19 protein-coding genes, 1 pseudogene and 2 riboswitches are annotated in these 18,349 nt (G+C 66.1%); of the genes and pseudogenes, 3 read left to right on the top strand and 17 right to left on the bottom strand.

Features of this window, described 5'->3' with window-relative positions:
* Nucleotides 1-111 precede the first annotated feature (111 nt).
* Nucleotides 112-306, bottom strand: a riboswitch (cobalamin riboswitch).
* 46 nt (nt 307-352) lie between these two features.
* Genes cobF through cbiE form a run of 6 tightly spaced genes read right to left on the bottom strand, consistent with a single transcriptional unit; the run spans nt 353 to nt 5,503 of the window.
* Entirely contained in the window at nt 353-1,108 is a 756-nt protein-coding gene (cobF, locus tag KO516_RS14630) for a precorrin-6A synthase (deacetylating) (protein ID WP_216004525.1), read from the bottom strand.
* Entirely contained in the window at nt 1,105-1,830 is a 726-nt protein-coding gene (gene cobA, locus KO516_RS14625) for a uroporphyrinogen-III C-methyltransferase (RefSeq protein ID WP_216004524.1), read from the bottom strand. Before cobA ends, cobF begins: the two co-directional genes overlap by 4 nt.
* Nucleotides 1,827-3,161 carry a cobyrinate a,c-diamide synthase gene (locus tag KO516_RS14620; protein WP_216004523.1) on the bottom strand — a complete coding sequence of 445 codons (1,335 nt, stop codon included), beginning with the start codon at nt 3,159-3,161 and terminating at the stop codon, nt 1,827-1,829. Before KO516_RS14620 ends, cobA begins: the two co-directional genes overlap by 4 nt.
* The gene (cobM, locus tag KO516_RS14615; RefSeq protein WP_216004522.1) at nt 3,154-3,948 is read right to left on the bottom strand and encodes a precorrin-4 C(11)-methyltransferase; all 795 of its coding nucleotides are present in this window, start codon (nt 3,946-3,948) and stop codon (nt 3,154-3,156) included. The genes KO516_RS14620 and cobM overlap by 8 nt, the downstream gene beginning before the upstream one ends.
* Nucleotides 3,945-4,307 carry a cobalamin biosynthesis protein gene (locus KO516_RS14610; protein ID WP_216004521.1) on the bottom strand — a complete coding sequence of 121 codons (363 nt, stop codon included), beginning with the start codon at nt 4,305-4,307 and terminating at the stop codon, nt 3,945-3,947. The genes cobM and KO516_RS14610 overlap by 4 nt, the downstream gene beginning before the upstream one ends.
* Nucleotides 4,304-5,503, bottom strand: coding sequence for a precorrin-6y C5,15-methyltransferase (decarboxylating) subunit CbiE (gene cbiE / locus KO516_RS14605; protein ID WP_216004520.1), 1,200 nt, complete (start codon nt 5,501-5,503; stop codon nt 4,304-4,306). Before cbiE ends, KO516_RS14610 begins: the two co-directional genes overlap by 4 nt.
* Between cbiE and KO516_RS14600 the strand changes: the two genes are divergently transcribed.
* Entirely contained in the window at nt 5,502-6,257 is a 756-nt protein-coding gene (locus KO516_RS14600) for a cobalt-precorrin-6A reductase (protein ID WP_216004519.1), read from the top strand. The two genes, cbiE and KO516_RS14600, sit on opposite strands and share 2 nt — an antisense overlap.
* Here the strand turns inward: KO516_RS14600 and cobJ are convergent.
* From cobJ to KO516_RS14565, 7 genes are read right to left on the bottom strand one after another with little or no spacing between them, the layout of a single operon-like run.
* A complete protein-coding gene (gene cobJ / locus KO516_RS14595; protein WP_216004518.1) occupies nt 6,230-6,982 on the bottom strand; it encodes a precorrin-3B C(17)-methyltransferase in 753 nt (250 codons plus the stop codon). The genes KO516_RS14600 and cobJ overlap by 28 nt on opposite strands.
* Nucleotides 6,979-7,707, bottom strand: coding sequence for a precorrin-2 C(20)-methyltransferase (gene cobI, locus KO516_RS14590; protein WP_216004517.1), 729 nt, complete (start codon nt 7,705-7,707; stop codon nt 6,979-6,981). The genes cobJ and cobI overlap by 4 nt, the downstream gene beginning before the upstream one ends.
* Nucleotides 7,704-8,333, bottom strand: a complete 630-nt coding sequence (locus KO516_RS14585) for a precorrin-8X methylmutase (protein WP_216004516.1) — start codon at nt 8,331-8,333, stop codon at nt 7,704-7,706. Before KO516_RS14585 ends, cobI begins: the two co-directional genes overlap by 4 nt.
* Nucleotides 8,334-8,339: 6 nt before the next feature.
* Nucleotides 8,340-9,464: a cobalamin biosynthesis protein CobG gene (locus KO516_RS14580; protein ID WP_216004515.1), complete on the bottom strand. Its 1,125-nt coding sequence runs from the start codon at nt 9,462-9,464 to the stop codon at nt 8,340-8,342.
* Nucleotides 9,461-12,766, bottom strand: coding sequence for a cobaltochelatase subunit CobN (gene cobN, locus KO516_RS14575; protein WP_216004514.1), 3,306 nt, complete (start codon nt 12,764-12,766; stop codon nt 9,461-9,463). The genes KO516_RS14580 and cobN overlap by 4 nt, the downstream gene beginning before the upstream one ends.
* Before the next feature lie 6 nt (nt 12,767-12,772).
* A complete protein-coding gene (cobW, locus tag KO516_RS14570) occupies nt 12,773-13,831 on the bottom strand; it encodes a cobalamin biosynthesis protein CobW (RefSeq protein WP_216004513.1) in 1,059 nt (352 codons plus the stop codon).
* Nucleotides 13,824-14,243 carry a DUF1636 domain-containing protein gene (locus KO516_RS14565; RefSeq protein ID WP_216004512.1) on the bottom strand — a complete coding sequence of 140 codons (420 nt, stop codon included), beginning with the start codon at nt 14,241-14,243 and terminating at the stop codon, nt 13,824-13,826. The genes cobW and KO516_RS14565 overlap by 8 nt, the downstream gene beginning before the upstream one ends.
* Before the next feature lie 93 nt (nt 14,244-14,336).
* A riboswitch (cobalamin riboswitch) is annotated at nt 14,337-14,546 on the bottom strand.
* A 37-nt stretch (nt 14,547-14,583) separates the two neighbouring features.
* Between KO516_RS14565 and cobO the strand changes: the two genes are divergently transcribed.
* Both cobO and KO516_RS24320 read left to right on the top strand, forming a co-directional pair.
* Nucleotides 14,584-15,195, top strand: coding sequence for a cob(I)yrinic acid a,c-diamide adenosyltransferase (gene cobO / locus KO516_RS14560; RefSeq protein ID WP_216004511.1), 612 nt, complete (start codon nt 14,584-14,586; stop codon nt 15,193-15,195).
* Between the two features lie 517 nt (nt 15,196-15,712).
* Nucleotides 15,713-15,844, top strand: a pseudogene (locus KO516_RS24320) (IS5/IS1182 family transposase); the annotation flags it as partial.
* 51 nt (nt 15,845-15,895) lie between these two features.
* Here KO516_RS24320 and minE read toward each other — a convergent pair.
* The 4 genes from minE to KO516_RS14540 all read right to left on the bottom strand — a co-directional run.
* On the bottom strand, nt 15,896-16,201 hold the full coding sequence (minE, locus tag KO516_RS14555) for a cell division topological specificity factor MinE (protein ID WP_216004510.1): 306 nt from the start codon (nt 16,199-16,201) through the stop codon (nt 15,896-15,898).
* Nucleotides 16,198-17,040 carry a septum site-determining protein MinD gene (minD, locus tag KO516_RS14550; protein WP_216004509.1) on the bottom strand — a complete coding sequence of 281 codons (843 nt, stop codon included), beginning with the start codon at nt 17,038-17,040 and terminating at the stop codon, nt 16,198-16,200. Before minD ends, minE begins: the two co-directional genes overlap by 4 nt.
* A complete protein-coding gene (minC, locus tag KO516_RS14545) occupies nt 17,037-17,786 on the bottom strand; it encodes a septum site-determining protein MinC (protein WP_216004508.1) in 750 nt (249 codons plus the stop codon). Before minC ends, minD begins: the two co-directional genes overlap by 4 nt.
* A 356-nt stretch (nt 17,787-18,142) precedes the next feature.
* On the bottom strand, nt 18,143-18,349 hold a 207-nt coding region (locus KO516_RS14540; RefSeq protein WP_216002816.1), incomplete at its 5' end, for a transposase.

Genomic DNA, 18,349 nt, shown 5'->3' with positions numbered 1-18,349 from the left:
CCTTTGCGTAACAACGGCGGGGTCGGATCGGACCGGGACGATGCGCCAAGGATCGGCGCGCGGAGCCTCGGCCAAACACGCACCCCGGCGTCTGGTGGATGCGCCCCGTTTACCATGGGGCACATGTCCGGCAGGTCTCCTGGCTTGCGGGTCAATGCGTTGGACCAGCCTTCCCGGATTGCTCCAGTGGCATGTTGGCCCTGCTCGCCGCTGACAGTTGCGGGGGCAGCTGCAGATTTGGCGCGGGCGCCGCACTGCATTCCCTCTTTCGCCCGAAAAAACGGGACCGGTCATGGCGCTTACCTGACAGACCAAGCCGCGCCGCGTCAATTGGTAATGCGTGGCGCGAGGCTTAGGGATCAGCGGTTTGCGCCCGTAGCAGATAGGTGTCCATGATCCAGCCATGGCGCGCACGCGCCTCGGCCCGCGCCTCGATGATGCGCTGCGCGACATCGCCGATCCGGCCATGGTCCAGAATCTGTTCGGGCATCCCCAGAAAGGCGCCCCACCAGATATGTGTCTCGGGCGGCAGGGTCTGAAAGGCGCAATCGCCATCCAGCATCACCACCAGCGTCTCGGCGCCATCGGGCCAGCCGTGATCGCGCAAGCTTCGCCCGGTGGTGATGGTCACGGGGCCATTCACCGTGTTCAGCGTCAGCGCATGGGCCGCCGTCAGGGCCTGAATAGCGGTGATGCCCGGCACCACGCGCACGCGCGGCACGGGGGCAAGCCGGCGCGCGATGCGCAGCGTGCTGTCGTAGAGCGACGGATCGCCCCAGACCAGCAGCGCCACCGGGCCGGACCGTTTTGCCTTGGCCAGAGCGCCCTGCCAGCGGCGGGCGATCTCGTCATGCCAATGCGCGACACGTTCGCGATAGGGCAGGGCAGGGTCGCGCTGCGGGTAGTCAAAGCCGATGACCTGCGCCTGCGTGCCGCTGGCCCTCAGGATGTCGTGGCGCAGCGCGGCAAGATCATCCTTGCCCGCGCCCTTGTGCGGCACCAAGATCACCGCCGCGTCGCGCAGCGCCTGCATGCCCTCGCCGGTGACATGCGCCGGGCTGCCGGTGCCGATGCCGATCAGCCAGAGATCGAGGGGCGCGGGCGTCATGACGGCGCCTCGGCCAGCGGGCCATAGAGGATCAGCGCCGCGCTGTCGCCGAACTCATGCGACAGCCGCTCGGCCAGATCGGAGACGTCCGACCGGGTGATGCGCTGTTCGGGGCGGCTGACATCCTCGGCAAGGATTGCGGGCGTGCCCGGCGGCAGCCCATGCGCCAGCAGCTGCGCCAGAAGCCCCGGAAAGGTGCGCTTGCCCATGAAGATCACGGTCGACGCGGCCGGATCGGCCAGCGCGGTCAGGCTGATGTCGCCCGGCAATTTGCCGGTCACGTCATGGCCGGTGACAAACTGCACCCGGCGCGCCGTCAGGCGACGGGTCAGGGGGATGCCTGCCGCCGCCGCCGCCGCCACGGCGGAGGGGACGCCGGGGATGATCTCATAGGGGATCCCGGCGGCGCGCAGGGCGAGCAGCTCTTCCTCGAGGCGACCGAACAGGCCGCCATCGCCGGATTTCAACCGCACCACCCGTTGGTCGATCCGGGCGTAATCCACCAGCAGGCGGCTGACGTGATCCTGCCGGGGCGAGGCGCGCCCGGCGCGTTTGCCGACCCCGACAAGGTCGGCCCCACTGCGCGCATGGGCAAGGATCGGGCCAGCGCTGAGATCGTCAAACAGCACGGCATCGGCCCGTTTCAGACGGTCCACCGCCTTGAGCGTCAGCAATTCGGGATCGCCGGGGCCAGAGCCCACGAAGCTGACAAAGCCGGTCATCGCGGGGCCTCTTGTGCGGAGATGAGGTGAAAGAACGTGCCGGTGACATGGCCTCGGCGCGATCCGGTTTCGGGCACCGGCGCGCCATCGGCATCCGTCACCCGCGCCAGCGGCGCATCGGGTTGTTCGATGATGGTCGAGTAATGGAATTCATGGCCCATCAACTGCGCCCCCACAGCATGCCCCGGCATCGCGGCCAGCAGATCGACGCGCCGATAGCCCAGATGAAACTTGCGCTTTTCATAGCTGGTCACAAGGCCGAGCAGACCGGCCATCTGATGTGCGGTGCCCTGCTTGTCGATCAGCGCGGCGCCAAGCGCCATATAGCCGCCGCATTCGCCGTGAACGGGCCGCGTCTGGGCGTGGCGGATCAGCCCGTCGCGAAAGTTGTGCGCTGCTGCCAGCCGTCCGGCGTGCAGTTCGGGATAGCCGCCCGGCAGCCAGACCAGATCGGCGCTGGCGTCGGGGGCCTCGTCGGCCAAGGGGGAAAAGGGCAGTATTTCCGCGCCCGCCGCGCGCCAGCCTTGCAGCTGATGCGGATAGGTAAAGGAAAACGCCGCATCCTGCGCCAGCGCGATCCGCCCCGCCGGTGCCGATGGCAGCGGGCGCGCGGCTGCTAGACCATGCCGCCCCCGCGCGGCGCTTCGCAGCGCGTCCAGATCGACATGCGCGCGCAGGAAGGCGGCGTAGGCGGTGATCGCGGCCTCCAGATCGGGATGCTCGGCGGCTTGAACAAGGCCCAGATGCCGCTCTGGCAGGGCAAGATCGCCGCGCCGGGGCAGGGCGCCCAGCACCCTCACTCCGGCCCGCTCCATCCCCAGTCGTGCCAGCCGCTCATGGCGCGGGGATGCCACGCGGTTCAGGATCACCCCGGCAAAGGGCAGATCGGGCTGGTAGGCCAAAAACCCAAGCGCGGTCGCGGCGGCGGATTGCGCCTGCCCGCTGACATCGACCACAAGCACCACCGGCCAGCCCATGTGCATCGCGGTTTCGGCAGAACTGCCAAACCCGCTTTGGCCGCGTGTGGCGACCCCATCGTACAGCCCCATCGACCCTTCGGCGATACAGATATCCGCGCCCTGCGCCTGCGCCGTGAGTGCGCCCAGAAGGTCGGCCCCCATCGCCCAGCTATCCAGATTGAACGAGGCTCGCCCAGAGGCGGCGCGGTGAAACGCGGGATCGATGTAATCGGGGCCGGATTTATAGGGCTGTACCGACAGCCCCTCGTCATGCAGCGCTCGCAGCAGGCCCAGCATCACCGTGGTCTTGCCAGTGCCCGAAGACGGGGCCGAGATCAGCAGGCCGGGCGGAAGGGCGGCTGGATCAATCATCGCCGTGGCTCCATCCTGCCCAGGGGCTGTCTGCCGTTTGCGGTCGGTAGCGCCGGTCGTAATCCACCGCATAGAGGCAGCTTTCGTCAAAGCCTTCGCCAGCGAGCGCCGGGCCGACAAGGATCAGCGCGGTGCGGGTGATCTCTGCGCCGAGCCGCCCGGCAATGTCGCCCAGTGTGCCGCGAATGATCTGCTCATCGGGCCAGCTGGCGCGATAGACCACGGCAACGGCGCAGTCGGCGCCATAGGCCGGGGTCAGCTCGGCGGTGACGGCGGCGATGTTCTGGATCGACAGGTGAATGGCCAGCGTCGCCCCAGTGGCGGCGAAATTGGCCAGCGTTTCGCCTTTGGGCATGCTCGAGGCGCGCCCGCTCGTGCGGGTCAGCACCACCGATTGCGCCAGCCCCGGCAAGGTCAGCTCGGTGCCAAGCGCGGCGGCGGCGGCGGCAAAGGACGGCACGCCCGGCGTGACGGAAACGGGGATATCCAGCGCGCGCAACCGGCGCATCTGCTCGCCCATGGCGGACCAGACCGACAGATCCCCCGAATGCAGCCGTGCCACATCCTGCCCCTTGGCATGGGCGGTCTGGATATGCCCGATGATGGCGTCCAGATCCAGCGCTGCGGTGTTGATGATCTCTGCCCCCTCGGGGCAATGGGCAAGGATCGCCTCTGGCACCAGCGATCCGGCATAGAGGCAGACCGGGCAGGCCGCGATGATGTCACGGCCCCTCAGGGTCAGTAGATCCGCTGCGCCGGGACCGGCGCCGATGAAGTGAACGGTCAAGTCGCGTCTCCTATCGCGATTGCACAGGTTGCCAGCCTGTCTGGGGAAATCAGCCGCGCCGAGAGCAGGCACGCGCCGGGCCCTGCCGCGGCCAGCGCCGCCGCTTCGGCAACGCTGCCGGTGCGGTAGCTGGCGCGCGACGCGTCGGATTGCGTCAGCACCGGCTGGTTTTCAAGGTGATCGGAAGGCACCGCGACCATGGGCAGGCCAAGCGTCCGCGCAAGCCCGGTGAAGGGCGCGGCCTGCGCCTTGGCCGCTGCGGTGGCAAGGCGGTCCGGGGCGATGCCGTGCAGATCAAGCGCGCTGCGCAGGCTGCTTTCATCCGCCCCGCTGCGAAATCCAAACCCTGCGACGATCATAGCGTCACCGCCCATTGCGCGATGGGATAGCTGGCTTTCCAGCCGCGCCGCGGCCCCAGTGGCGCGGCGCGGGCCAGATCGATGCGCAGCAGATCGCCCCCCAGCCGCGCCTGCGCTTGCATCAGCAAGGCTTCGCTTTCCAGCGTCACGGCATTGGCCACCAGCCGCGTGCCGACCTTCAGGCGCGCCTCAAGCCAGCTCAGAAGCGTCGCGGACAGCCCGCCGCCGACAAAGACGCAATTGGGGGTTTGCAAGCCCTCTAGCGCGGTCGGGGCGTCGCCCTCGATGATTTGCAACCGGTCCACCCCAAGGGCGGCGGCGTTCTGCGCAATGCGCGCGGCGCGGGCAGAGTGTCGTTCGATGGTCGTGGCGCTCAGGCTCGGATCGCTCAGCAGCCATTCGATGGCGATCGAGCCCGATCCGCCGCCGATGTCCCAAAGATGTTCGAACGGGCGCGGGGCCAGCGCCGACAGGGTCAGCGCCCGCACGGGGCGTTTCGTCATCGTGCCGTCACTGTCAAACAGCGCGTCCGGTCGCCCGCTGGTCAGCGGCACCGCCGTGCCCGTGCCGGCAATCTCGATGGCCGCGCAGACCGGGTGGGCAGGATCGCCGGTCACACCGTCGGCGGCGCGCAGATCGCTGCGCCGGGCTTGCGGCCCGCCCAGCGATTCCAGCACGCTGATCCGGGACTCGCCCCAGCCCTGTGCCCTCAGATACTGCGCCAAGGCCCGCACTGCCGCCCCGTCGCGCAGCAGCACAATCAGCCGCACGCCGGCCGCCAGCGCCGGGCGCAGCCGGGTCAGCGGGGCCGCGTGCAGCCCGAAACAGCGCGTCGTTTCCAGCGGCCAGCCCATCACGCTGGCCGCCAGCGAAAAGGTCGACACACCGGGCAGGGCGCGCCAGTCCCCGGGCGCAAGGTGGCGGGTTACACTGGTCCCCGCCCCGAACCAGAAGGGATCACCCGAGGCCAGCATGGCAACGCGCCGCCCGCGATGGCTAAGCAAGATGTCGATCCCGTCCGCGAAGGGCACCGGCCAGGTCACAAGCTCTGCCTCAAGTGGCGGCAGCAGCGCCAGATGACGCGGCGCGCCCATGATGATTTCCGCCTGTTCAAGCGCCTCAAGGCTTGCGCGCGGCAGCCCGTCCGGCGCATCTTCGCCAATCCCGATGATCGTCAGCCAAGGAGCCTTAGTCATGGCGCAAAACCCCCTCATCCTTGGCGGCACCACCGAGGCGACAGCGCTGTGCCTTGCGCTGAGCGAGGCTGGCATTGGCGGCACCATATCCTTTGCAGGGCGCGTGGCGCGTCCGGTGCGCCAGCCGCTGCCGCAGCGCGTCGGTGGCTTTGGCGGCGTGGCGGGGCTGGTGCGTTATCTGAAAGAGCAGCGCATCAGTCATGTGATCGACGCCACCCACCCCTTTGCCGCACAGATGAGCCGTAATGCCGTTCGCGCCTGCACCGAGGCGGATGTGCCGCTGATCGCGCTTAGCCGGGCGCCGTGGCGCGCCGCGCCGGGCGACAGCTGGACCCATGTGCCGGATATCGCAGGCGCGGTCGCGGCGCTGAACCGCCCCGCGGCGCGGATCATGCTGGCCGTGGGACGGATGCATCTTGCCGAATTCGCCCCCAATCCGCAGCATTTCTACCTGCTGCGCCTGATCGATGCGCCGGATGCCCCGCTGCCCTTTCCGCAGTGCGAGGTCGTACAGGATCGCGGCCCATTCACCTATGCGGGCGATCTTGCCCTGATGCAGACGCAACGAATTGATCTTGTCGTCTCCAAGAATTCCGGCGGCAGCGGGGCGCAGGCCAAGCTGCTGGCGGCGCGGGCGCTGGGCGTTCCGGTGGTTATGATCGACCGGCCTTCTTTGCCCGCGCGGCTTGAAACGCATGACGTTGCAGCGGTTCTGCGCTGGCTGGGTCATGACAGGACCGATCGGGGCGTGTAGACGATCGGCCGCTGCCCGCCGTCGATCACCCGCGTGTTCGACGCGCCCACGACGACCACCGTGCGCATGTCCGCCATTTCGGGCTGCGCGTCCGGCAGGGGCACGACGCGGATGTCTTCCTCCGGCGTGGACACGGCGCGCGCAAAGATCACCGGGCGCGCATCGCCGCAGGCCTGCTGCAACAGATCCAGCGCGCGCGCAAACCCTTCGGGCCGGGATTTCGACCGGGGATTGTAAAATGCCATGGCGAAATCGCCCTCGACCGCAAGGCGCAGGCGCTTTTCGATCAGGGCCCATGGTTTCAGGTTGTCGCTGAGATTGATGGCGCAGAAATCATGCCCGAGCGGTGCCCCGGCCCGCGCGGCGGCGGCCAGCATCGCAGTGATGCCGGGCAGCACCTCGATGTGCAGGTCGCGCCAATGGGTCGGCCCCTGCTCCAGCGCCTCGAACAGGGCCGATGCCATGGCAAAGACTCCGGGATCGCCGGAGGAGACCACCGCCACCCTGTGCCCCTGTGCAGCCAGCGTCAGGGCGTGGCGCGCCCGGTCAAGTTCGACCCTGTTGTCACTGGGATGCAGAGTCAGCCCGGCGCGCGGCGCGACGCGGGCGACATAGGGAGTATAGCCGATCACATCGCTGGCTGCCGCCAGCGCATCGGACACCTGCGGCGTTACCAGTTCATCCGCGCCCGGGCCCAGCCCGACGATCTTTACCCAGCCCGTCACGGTCTGCGCCCCTGTCCATGCACGACGATGATCGAGAAATACGGCGTGATCCGCCCCGCCGCCTCTGACAGGCGCTGCACGGTCTGGCCCGGCATGCTGGCATATTCGATCAGCCACGCATCGTCGTATTTCCCGGCGGCCACCAGCGCGGCGCGGATCTTGTCGATGTTGCGCCCGATCTTCATCACGACCAGCGCATCGGTGGTTTTCATCCGCTCGGTCAAGTCCTTTGCGCTCATCGTACCCATCAGCACGGTCAGCACATCGTCGCCCCACGTGATCGGAATGCCCGTGGCGGTCCATGCGGCCGACATCCCGGTGATCGCGGGCACGACCTGTATCGGAACCTCATCCTTCAGCCGGGTGTAAAGATGCATGAACGAGCCATAAAAGAACGGATCCCCCTCGCTGAGGACAACCACATCCTCGCCCCGATTGGCGAGGCCCCGCAGATGCCCGGCGCAGTCGGCGTAAAAGCCCGAGAGCAGCTGATTGTAGCGCGGATCACTCAGGGGGATTTCTGTCGTGACCGGGTATTCCATCGCGAATTCGATCACGTCCGGGGGCAGCAGCCCGTCGATGATCGCGCGGGCCTGCCCGGTGCGTCCGGCCTTGCGGAAATAGGCGACATGGCGCGCGTTGCTCAGCAACCGATGGGCGCGCAGGCTCATCAGGTCAGGATCGCCCGGGCCAAGGCCGACGCCGTGGATCGTGCCGACGCTCATTCGGCGCGGCTCGCGATGGCGTTGATCGCCGCGACGGTGATGGCGCTGCCGCCCAGACGGCCCTCGACGATACAGCAGGGCACCGGCTGCGCCGCCCAGAGCGCGTCCTTGCTTTCACGCGCCCCGACAAAGCCGACAGGGCAGCCGATGATCGCGGCGGGGCGCGGGCAGGCCGGGTCTTCGAGCATGTTCAGAAGGTGAAACAGCGCGGTGGGCGCGTTGCCGATGGCCACCAGCGCCCCGCCAAGATGGGGGCGCCACAGCTCCAGCGCGGCAGCAGAGCGGGTATTGCCCAACTGCGCCGCCAGATCGCGCACGCCGTCGTCGTGCAGCGTGCAGATCACCTGATTGTCCGCCGGCAGGCGCGCGCGGGTGACGCCTTCGGACACCATGCGCGCATCGCACAGGATCGGCGCGCCGCCCTCAAGCGCCGCGCGCGCGGCCTCGGCAAATTCCGGCGACAGGCGCACGTCGCGTTCCAGACCGACCAGCCCGGCGGCATGGATCATGCGCACCACGATGGGCTCTTCTGCGGGGGCAAAGCGGTCCAGATCGGCCTCGGCCCGGATCGTGGCAAAGGACTGGCGATAGATCGCGGCCCCGTCGGTTTCATAGGTATACGGCATCGGGTGTCAGAATGCTCCGGTCATCAGGTCTTGGGGGTGCAGCCCGGTCTTGAGGGGTCTGTCGCCTGCACAGCCCCCCTGCACGAGATCGAATTTGCCGCTTCGCCCGACCAGCGTCACATCGGCGGCCCTTGCGCGGGCACAGCCCTTGGCGCAGCCCGACACATGCAGGCTGCCTTGCACCTTTGGGGCCAGCGCCCGCGCAAGGCGGCGGGTTTCGACACTGGCGGAGGGGCAAAGCGGCGCACCGGGGCAGGCATCGATGCGCAACAGCGGATCGTCGGGCGCGGTGATAAATTCCTCCGGCGCGGGCATCCCCGCGCCTTCGAGCAGGAAACTGCGCCACGGCGTCAGCCTTAGCCCCGCTGTGCCCGTCAGGGCCTTGGCCAAGGCACGCGCGTCGATCTGCCCGAAGGGTGCGCCGACCAGCGCGCCAAGGGGATGCAGACCGATTTTCGGCGCACGCGCGGGGGCGCGGGGCGGCAGGTTTGCCCAATCCGGGGGCAGGGGGGCGTGGGCCACGACAGAGGCCATCCGGCGCGCCTGCGGCGTGACATGATCGGCCAGCCAGTTCGCCATTTCGATCAGCGCGGGGATCGCTGTTTTCTCGGTCACGGCGCGGCCAAGGGCGGCCCCATCCGCCCGCAGGATCAGCCCGGTTTCGCCCTGTTCGATCCTGATATCCGCCGAGCACTGCGTCAGCTGCGGACCCGCCAGATCACAGTCGATCGCAAAGCCGATTTTCGCAGGCAGGTCAGGCAGATCGGCAAGGCGATCTAGCAGCGCGTGGGCAAGCCGGGCGGTCACGTCGCCTTCGACCCAGAAGGGCGCGATCAGAAGGTTGCGGCGCGCCTCGAATTTTGGATCGCTGTCGAGCAGTCCCAGTGCGTTCAACCCGGCCAGAACCGGTTCATGATCCGCGTCAGCCACGCCGCGAATTTGCAGGTTCGCCCGATTGGTCAGGTCGATATATCCCGATCCGTACCGCAGCGCGATGTCGCACAGCCCTGCGGCTTGCAGGGCGGTCAGCCGCGCCAGCCTTGGCCGCACCCGGACGACCAGCCCATCGACTGACATCATTGGCCGGTAGGCACCGGGGCACCAGCCCTTGACGGTGGGAGGCACTGTCATTGCAGATCCTCCAGATCGGCGAGAACCGAATTGCGCCGGGTGCGCCACAGACCGGCCCGCAGCAGGTCGGCAAATCGGGCCTGCATCGCCGCGTGCGCCTGCGGATTGGCATCGCGCAGAAAACCGTCGGTTTCCGGATCGCCAAGCGTGGCGTCGTGATAGAGGTCGAACAGATGCGGCGAAACGGCTCCGGCCAGATGCGCAAAGCTGGCCATGTTGTCCAGCGTCGCGGCGATCTCGGCGGCGCCGCGAAAGCCATGTTGCTTCATCCCCGCGATCCAGCCGGGATGCGCGGCGCGGGCATGCACCACGCGGGCGATCTCTTCGGTCAGGGCGCGGGCACGGGGACGCTCGGGGAGGGTGTTGTCCAGATGATAGAGCGCGGCGCGCCCGCCGGTGATCTGTTGCGCCGCGGCAAAGCCCGCCTCATGCGTGGCATAGTCGCTGGCCAGCAGAAGATCGGTTTCCGGCAGATCCTGTGCGTGAACAAAGCCGTCGGCCTGTGCCACAAGGTTGCGGATGCCGACGATGTCCTGCGAGGCGGTTTCGCCATCGAGCGCCCAGCTGCTGGCGCTCAGCCATGCCTCACCCGCCATGCGCCGCCCGGCATCGGTGTAATCCTCAAGCGCCGCGCCCATCGCCAGACCGAATTCGCCGGGGGCCGGGCCATAGACCCGCGCAAGATCGTCGCGCCCGACATAGGGATTCCAGTCCGTTGCCTCGTCGCGGGCGGCTAGCGCACGCACGGCCTGCGCAAAAAGCGCCGAGAGCGTGGGAAACACATCGCGGAACAGGCCGGACACCCGCAAGGTGACGTCGATCCGGGGGCGATCCAACTCGCTTAGCGGCACCACTTCGATGCCCGAGACCCGCTCGGACCCGGCATCCCAGACCGGGCGCACGCCCAGAAGATCCAGCGCCATGGCGAAATCCTCGCCCGCGGTGCGCATGGTGGCCGAACCCCAAAGATCGACGATCACCCCGCGCGGCCAATCGCCTTCGTCCTGAAGGTGGCGGCGGATCAGCTCTTGCGCCAGCCGGGCGCCCTGAGCATGGGCCGCGCGGGTCGGCACCGCGCGCGGATCGGTGGTGAACAGATTGCGGCCCGTGGGCAGCACATCGCGCCGCCCGCGATAGGGCGACCCCGATGGACCGGGGGCGATGCGCCGCCCGTCGAGCGCATCAAGCAGCGATTGGCGCTCTGCCGCGACGGACCCAGCCGTGGCAAAAGGCGCCTTGCCGCGCGGGGGGCGCCCCCAGATATGCAGCCCTTCGCCAAACTGGCTGTCCTTGATGTCGCAGACGAAACGATCGATGCGGGTGATCGCCTCGGCACTGCAAGACGCCCCATCGAGCCCTAGGTCACGCTCGATCCCTTGGGTTTGCGCTTCGGCACGGATGTCGCTTTGCAGCCGGTCGCGGCGGCGGGGGTCCAGCCCGTCGGCGTTGGAAAATTCGTCCAGCAGAGACTCCAGCCGGGCCAGCCGGTCCGGTGTGCCGCTGTTGCGCAAGGGAGGCGGGATATGGCCCAATGTCACGGCCCCGATGCGGCGCTTGGCCTGAGCCGCCTCGCCGGGGTCGTTGACGATGAACGGATAGATCACCGGCAAGGAACCGGTCAGCACCTCGGGCCAGCAGCTTCCCGACAGGGCGACGGATTTGCCCGGCAGCCATTCCAGCGTGCCATGTGCGCCGATGTGGATCAGCGCATCGCATTGCTGCTGAAGCCAGTGATAGAAGGCGACATAGGCATGACGCGGCACGCGCGACAGGTCGTGATAGCTGTCTTCGCGCCCGCCCGGCAGCCCGCGTTCGGGTTGCAGCGCGATCCACAGCTTGCCGCAGGGCATGGCGGCAAAATGAAAGGCGCCGTCATGGACATCCGGGTCATCCTCGGGCGCCCCCCAAGCGGTGGTCAGCGCCTCCTGCATCGCGGCCGGTAGCCGTGCCAGCGCGCTCTGGTATTCCGCCAGAGGCCAGCGGGTCTGGCGCGCGGCGAGCCCGGTTTGAAGCACATCGCCACAGGGCGGGCTGCCAGTGCCCGTGTCATATCCCGCAGCAGCCAGATCCTCGCAGATCACCCGCGCCGATTGCGGCGCATCAAGGCCGACCGCATGGCCCATGTTCCAGTCCTTGCCGGGATAGGTCGACAGGATCAGCGCGACGCGACGTTCGACCGGCGGCTTGTCGGCAAGGTCCAGCCAGCCCATGACGCGGGTGGCGATGGCGTCGATCCGCTCGGGGTCGGGCTGATGGGCGTGGCGGGAAAACTGCAAATGCGCATCGCGCGGGCCGGGCTGCTTGAACGAGGCCACCCCGGCCAGAATGCGCCCGTCGACCTCGGGCAGAACCACATGCATCGCCAGATCGGCAGGCGACAGGCCACGCTCGCCCATAGCCCATGCGTCGCGGGTCGAGGTGGCGAGCGCCACCTGAAACACCGGCACCCCGGCGGCATCGAGCGGCGAGCGACCATCGCCGCCCTTGCCGGAAAAGGCGGTGGCGTTGAGGATCGCATCCGGGCGCAGACGCGCGATCTGGCGGCGCAGCCAGCCCGCGGCCTCTGGTGCCTTGAGCGATGGGGCGAACAGCGCCACCACATCGCAGCAGCGGTCGCGAAGCGCGTGGAAAAATGCCTTGATCGGCGCCAGATCGGCCGCGACCAGATAGGATCGGTAAAACACGATGACGATGCGGCGCTGCCCCGTCAGCGCCTGCACTGCGGCAGGGCAGGTCAGCCCGGTTTCCGGTGTCCATGCCCCGACCGAGGGCAGCGCCTTGGGGCCTTGCACCGGGCCGGCGTAGAGCCCCGCCGCCAGCGCCAGTTGCGCCAATGCCGCCTGCGCGGCGATGGCCCCGCCGGTGTCACAATGATGCGCCAGACGTCGCAGGGTGGATATCGGCAGGGTAGACAGCTCGTCCAGCCGGCTGTCGGCCCGCCCGTCGCCGGGCAGGACCGCCAGCGCGATGCCATGGGTGCGGGCCAGCGACTGGATATGTTGCAGCCCATAGGGCCAATAGGGCACGCCGCCGATCAGCCGGATCAGGATGCCCTTTGCGCCGGACAGCGTGTTCTCGACATAGGTATCGACCGACAGCGGATGCTTGAGCGCGGCGATATTGGCCAGCCTGAGCGAGGGCAGACGGCCCTCGGGGCCGCCGCCCCTGTGCCAGCCTTCCGCAAAGGCCCCGAGATCGGAATCCGACAGCGACAGCACCACCAGATCCGCGGCATCCTGCCCCAGATCGGTTGGCGTTTCGGTCTCTTCCAGCCCGTGGCTTTCGCGAAAGACGACATGCATCGGGGTTTACTCCGCCGCCCGGGGCCGGGCTGCGCCAAGGGCGGCATGGATCACGTCGGGGTTGATGTCGTGATGTTCGGCGATCACCACCAGCCTGCCTTGGCGGGCCTCGCCGGGCTGCCACGGGCGATCATACTGATGGCGCACCCGCGCGCCCACCGCTTGCACCAACAGGCGCATCGGCTTGCCGGTGATGGCGGCATAGCCCTTGATGCGCAGGATGTTGTGATCGCGTGCCAAACCTTCGATGGCGGCGACCAGCGTGGCGGGATCGGCCTGTTCGGGAAGATCGACAACGATGGAATCGAAATCGTCATGCTCGTGATCACCGTGGTCATCGTGATGGCTGGGCCGGGCGTCCATGTCATCTTCGGCAGCGGCCTCGAGCCCAAGGAGAATGCGCGGATCAATGGCGCCTTCCGCGACCTCGATCACCGGCAAGGGGCGCGACACTTCGGCCGCGATCAGCGCCTTGGCCTTGGCCACGCCTTCGGGACCGGCGAGATCGGGCTTGGTCAGCAAGATGATGTCGGCGCAGGAAATCTGATCCTCGAACACCTCGGACAGGGGCGTTTCGTGATCGATGCTGTCATCGGCCGCGCGCTGGGCATCAACCGCCGCCACGTCGGGCGCAAACCGGCCCGCCGCCACCGCTTCGGCATCGGCAAGGGCAATCACCCCGTCCACGGTGATCTTCGAGCGGATATCGGGCCAGTCGAACGCCTTGAGCAGCGGTTTGGGCAGGGCCAGACCCGAGGTTTCGATCAGGATGTGATCGGGGCGCGGGGTCAGCGCCATCAGCGCCTCGATGGTCGGGATGAAATCATCGGCGACCGTGCAGCAGATACAGCCATTGGCCAGTTCGAGAATGTTTTCCGCCGGGCATTCGGGGATCGCACAGCTTTTGAGGATGTCGCCATCGACGCCAACATCGCCGAATTCATTGACGATCACCGCCAGACGCTTGCCGCCGGGGTTCTGCATCAGCCCGCGGATCAGCGTGGTCTTGCCCGCGCCAAGGAACCCGGTGATCACGGTGACGGGAAGTTTCGCAAGATCAGTCATTGAGGGCCTCTTCGGGTAGGGTCATCGGGGGGATACGGGCGACGCAATTGCGCTTGAAATGCTCGGGGCGCTCGCGCCACGGGATCAGCCCGTCGCTGGTGGCGTGATAGCGCGCGGCGCCGTCGAGGATCATCTGTGGATGATCCGCCTCGTCGACATTGGCAAAGACGTAGGTCCATTTGTCATCGCCGCCGCGCAGGGCAACGGTGCAGCCGTGATCGCAGTTTTGCAGGCACTCGACCGGCGCAACGCTGATGCCGGGCCGCAGCTCCAGCGCCCTGATCCGCTCATAAAGCGCCTGTCCGGGGCGGCGCCCGTCCGGCGGCATATCCCGGCCCCGGCGGCATTTGACGCAGACCAGAAGCTGCGTCGCCGGGCCATCCCCACTGGCGGGGTCTTGTATGTCTGTCATGGTCCTCGGTCCCATTTTAAAATGGAACGCGGGTCTGATGGCGAGGCGGCACTGACCAGCAGAGCGATCCCCGACACCGGAACACCCCGTCCGGTCGTGGCAAAACGCGCTGGCAGGTCTCCCGGCTCACAGAGGTTTGGGCAATGCCCTGCGGTGGATCTGCCTTCCCAGCCATCGGCCAGTGGCGGTGATCCCCAGTCCTTCCGTTCACGGTCGCGGGGGCGGCTGTGCTTGACCGAAAAGCTTCGGGTGCACATTCCCTTTTCACCTGTTTACACAGGCACCAACACGGGTGCAGATGCTCGCAATCCGATTGCATTGTCAAGAACAAGGACCGTCAATGACCGATGAGCTAAACACGCGCCACGCGGAAAAGATGCGCAAGATCAAGCAGGCCCGTGACAAGATGATGCAGACCAAAACCGAAGAGAAGGGTCTGATCATCGTCCATACCGGCACCGGCAAGGGCAAGTCTTCATCGGGGTTCGGAATGATCATGCGCTGCATCGCCCATGGCATGCCCTGCGCCGTGGTTCAGTTCATCAAGGGAAATTGGGTGACCGGCGAAAAGATGTTCCTGCGCGAACGCTTTGCCGATGAATGCCGGTTCTTCGTCTCGGGCGAAGGCTTCACCTGGGAAACCCAAGACCGCGAACGCGACATCGCGGCGGCGCAAAACGGCTGGAAACTCGCCAAGGAGCAGATCCTCGACCCCAAGATCCGCTTTGTACTGCTTGATGAAATCAACATCGCCCTGCGGTATGATTATCTGGATATCGACGAGGTCGTCGATTTCCTGCTGCATCAGAAACCGGAGATGACCCATGTCTGCCTGACCGGGCGCAACGCGAAACCCGAACTGATTGAGGCGGCGGATCTTGTCACCGAAATGACGCTGGTCAAGCATCCGTTCCGCGATGGTATCAAGGCGCAGAACGGCGTGGAGATGTAAGCCATGGCGCAGGCATTGAGGCTTCAGGGCGCCGGCTCCGGCCTCGGCGCCTCCATGCCGGTGTCTGGGCCGCGCCGCTGGTAATCGCGGTGTTTCGATGGCGCGGAAAGGGGTGCGCAAGCTGCCCGACGAGTGCCGCAGTCAGGTCGGTATGACCGATGGAAAGACCTTCCCACGCTCAAGATGCTCTACACATCGTCGATTAAAGCAGGGCGAGGTACGCACACCCACCGCAGGAACTCCGTCCAGATGGTCTCGGCCACGGGCGGCCCCAGGCCCGGGCCGCAGGTTCAGCGAAGACGGGGCACCAGCGCCGTGTCGCGCTGGGAATTGCGCCACGTCGTGCGGCGGTCAGCCCGCTCGTGCCGTCCGGCACCCATCAAGCCGTCGACGTCAGCCGCAGGACTGCCTCGGCGATGCTGGAGCGGATATCCCTGCCGAAGACGGTAGAGACCTAACCTGTCGTGACATTGCCATGCAATGCGCGCCCTTCGTTCTGGTCGGACAGCGGAGGCTCTGCCGGAAACGGATGGGCCAATCTTTCATGGCACGGGACTTCGACCGCCAGGTCGCGGACATCCAAATGCGTATCGCAGCGCTCAAACGTTATTGTGCGCGTGGCATAGCGGTCACCGTGACCGTAGGATAAATCCGCCTGAGGAAGAGGGCAGTTCACCCGGTCTGCGCGACAAAAACCCTGCTATCTTGCTCTTCTGCCTCTAAGCCCGGAGGCCACGGGTTTTTCCTGCTTTGCCGACGGGATTTCGATGTTGATCTCAAGGCTGGAAATCTCGTCGTTCCGTTCCATCTGGATGTCGACGTCATCTTCCTTGATCTGCATGTACTTGCCGATAACCGCGAGAATGTCGGCCTGAAGCATGGGCAGGTAATCCGGCCCATCCGACCCATCGTGGCGCTCGTGGGCAAGCAGGATCTGCAGCCTGTCCTTTGCCGTTTGCGCGGTTTTGGCGCGGCGTGGTCTGAGCGAAAAACCAAAGAGACTCATGCCGGCGCTCCAAAGAGACGGCTGAAGAAGCCGGGTTTCTTCTCTTTGCTCATGCTCATGTCGACTTCTTCGCCAAGCAGACGCGCCACGGCAGCCTCGTAGGCTCTGCTCGCCTCAGAGGGCTCATCCAGCACGATGGGCATGCCGACGTTCGAGGCGCGCAACACAGCCGGGCTTTCGGGCACAACGCCCAGCAGCGGCACCGCAAGAATTTCGAGCACGTCGTCGATCGTCATCATCTCGCCGGCATCGACCCGGCGCTGGTCATGGCGGGTCAGAAGCACCTGCGCCTTGACCTCTGTGCCTTCGTCTTCGGCCCGCTTGGTCTTGCTTGCCAGAAGGCCCAGAACCCGGTCGCTGTCGCGCACGGACGACACTTCGGGATTGGTGACCACAACGGCTTCATCGGCAAAATACATCGCCAGTTGCGCGCCGCGTTCGATCCCGGCAGGGCTGTCGCAGATGATGTAATCGAACTGCTCTTTCAGCTCATTGAGCACCTTCTCGACGCCATCCTGAGTCAAGGCGTCCTTGTCGCGGGTCTGCGAGGTCGGCAGGATCGAAAGCGTATCGAGCCGTTTGTCTTTTATCAGCGCCTGCTTGAGGCGCGCTTCGCCCTGAATGACATTGATGAAGTCAAAGACGACGCGACGTTCGCAGCCCATGATCATGTCGAGATTGCGCAGGCCGACGTCGAAATCGATCACGACCGTCTTGTGGCCGCGTTTTGCCAGTGCGGCAGCGATCGCTGCGGCAGAGGTTGTCTTGCCCACGCCACCTTTGCCCGACGTGATGACGATCACTTTGCCAAGCGGATCTTTATCTTTCAGTTGTGTCATACAAACCTCTCAATGCAGAGTGTTTCGTCTTCGAGAAAAGCCTGAACGTTGCAACCTCGCAGGTCAGAGTCGATCGTCTCGCTTGTTTTGAAGAGTCCCGAGATCGCAAGAAGCTCGGCCTCGAGCTTGCTGCAGAAGATTCTGGCGCTTGCGTCGCCGGTGGCGCCCGCCATGGCGCGGCCGCGCAGGGTGCCATAGATGTGGATATTGCCAGAGGCCACAACTTCCGCACCGGAAGAGACCGAACCGACAATCGTCAGATCGCCACGTTCGGCCACGACCATCTGACCGGACCGTACATGCCTGCGTATGATCTTGTTTTCAGGGGGCTCAACAAGACGCTGCCGCCTCGGCGGCGCAGCACGCGTTGGCTGCTGCAGCGGCGTGTCCCGGCCGATCAGAACCTGAATCAGGCCAAGTTCTTCGGCGAGGGCCTTCTGCTGCGGATTGGCGTTTTGCACACCGAAAAGCAAAAGCCCTTTGGAGCGGATCGCCCGGATCACATTGTGCAGAAGATCCCGGCTCACCAGTCCCGGCACCGCAGCGAGATCCAGCAAGACAGGGGCGCCGATCAGCAGATTGGCAGCGGTTTTGATCTTTTCATCCAGCGCGGCATAAAAGCTCTCGTCTGGCGACTCGACGTCGATTCTGATCGCGATGGCTGTAAGAAAGCGACCGCGAACCTGAAACGGCTCTGTTCGCACCGAACCACCTGTGGGCCAATGCCTTGCGTCATTATCCTGCACAGGGAAACTGCGCTCCTGCTCTGTGGTTGTTGCGTTTGACCACGCTTTTCGTTTCGCCGCTTCTACAGATCTTGCCGCCGCGCGCCACCGAAATCCTTCTCTACAGAGTTTGGCAGCAGGCCTTCGCCGTCAATATGCAAAGTTGTACCGCTGGCGAATTCTTGCGCATCTTTGTGAGGGCTGATTTGTGTCAACCGGGCGCAATCTGCTCAGGTTGAGCCGCTAAATGGAATGGGCGGTTTTGCAGACCTCCTGCCCAAGGTGGGCCGGCTCCGGCTGCCATGGACATCAGGCGATGCGGATGATGTCGGCCGTCGTGCAAGCTGTTCCCCCCGAAACCGCACTAGGGTCAGGATTCATAACCAATAGATGACTAGAGCCGCGAGAGCGATGGCGGAGAGGAACACCTTGGGACAGCGATCGTAGCGTGTCGCCACCCGCCGCCAGTCCTTGAGCCTGCCGAACATGATCTCGATGCGGTTGCGCCGCTTGTATCTGCGCTTGTCCCTTGCCCGGCAGGGCATTGCAAAGCAATGTCCCGAGAGGGGTACTTGACCGGTGTC

This window comes from Citreicella sp. C3M06 (assembly GCF_018860705.1).
Taxonomy (GTDB): Bacteria; Pseudomonadota; Alphaproteobacteria; order Rhodobacterales; family Rhodobacteraceae; genus Salipiger.
Note: the sequence above shows the minus strand (reverse complement) of the source record. Positions and strands in the feature narration are given on the sequence as shown.

Excerpts from the sequence above, each read along its gene's own strand:
- cobF (WP_216004525.1), bottom strand. The coding sequence starts at position 1,108 with ATGACGCCCGCGCCCCTCGATCTCTGGCTGATCGGCATCGGCACCGGC.
- cobA (WP_216004524.1), bottom strand. The coding sequence starts at position 1,830 with ATGACCGGCTTTGTCAGCTTCGTGGGCTCTGGCCCCGGCGATCCCGAA.
- KO516_RS14620 (WP_216004523.1), bottom strand. The coding sequence starts at position 3,161 with ATGATTGATCCAGCCGCCCTTCCGCCCGGCCTGCTGATCTCGGCCCCG.
- KO516_RS14610 (WP_216004521.1), bottom strand. The coding sequence starts at position 4,307 with ATGATCGTCGCAGGGTTTGGATTTCGCAGCGGGGCGGATGAAAGCAGC.
- KO516_RS14600 (WP_216004519.1), top strand. The coding sequence starts at position 5,502 with ATGGCGCAAAACCCCCTCATCCTTGGCGGCACCACCGAGGCGACAGCG.
- cbiE (WP_216004520.1), bottom strand. The coding sequence starts at position 5,503 with ATGACTAAGGCTCCTTGGCTGACGATCATCGGGATTGGCGAAGATGCG.
- cobI (WP_216004517.1), bottom strand. The coding sequence starts at position 7,707 with ATGAGCGTCGGCACGATCCACGGCGTCGGCCTTGGCCCGGGCGATCCT.
- KO516_RS14585 (WP_216004516.1), bottom strand. The coding sequence starts at position 8,333 with ATGCCGTATACCTATGAAACCGACGGGGCCGCGATCTATCGCCAGTCC.
- KO516_RS14580 (WP_216004515.1), bottom strand. The coding sequence starts at position 9,464 with ATGACAGTGCCTCCCACCGTCAAGGGCTGGTGCCCCGGTGCCTACCGG.
- cobN (WP_216004514.1), bottom strand. The coding sequence starts at position 12,766 with ATGCATGTCGTCTTTCGCGAAAGCCACGGGCTGGAAGAGACCGAAACG.
- cobW (WP_216004513.1), bottom strand. The coding sequence starts at position 13,831 with ATGACTGATCTTGCGAAACTTCCCGTCACCGTGATCACCGGGTTCCTT.
- KO516_RS14565 (WP_216004512.1), bottom strand. The coding sequence starts at position 14,243 with ATGACAGACATACAAGACCCCGCCAGTGGGGATGGCCCGGCGACGCAG.
- cobO (WP_216004511.1), top strand. The coding sequence starts at position 14,584 with ATGACCGATGAGCTAAACACGCGCCACGCGGAAAAGATGCGCAAGATC.
- minE (WP_216004510.1), bottom strand. The coding sequence starts at position 16,201 with ATGAGTCTCTTTGGTTTTTCGCTCAGACCACGCCGCGCCAAAACCGCG.
- minD (WP_216004509.1), bottom strand. The coding sequence starts at position 17,040 with ATGACACAACTGAAAGATAAAGATCCGCTTGGCAAAGTGATCGTCATC.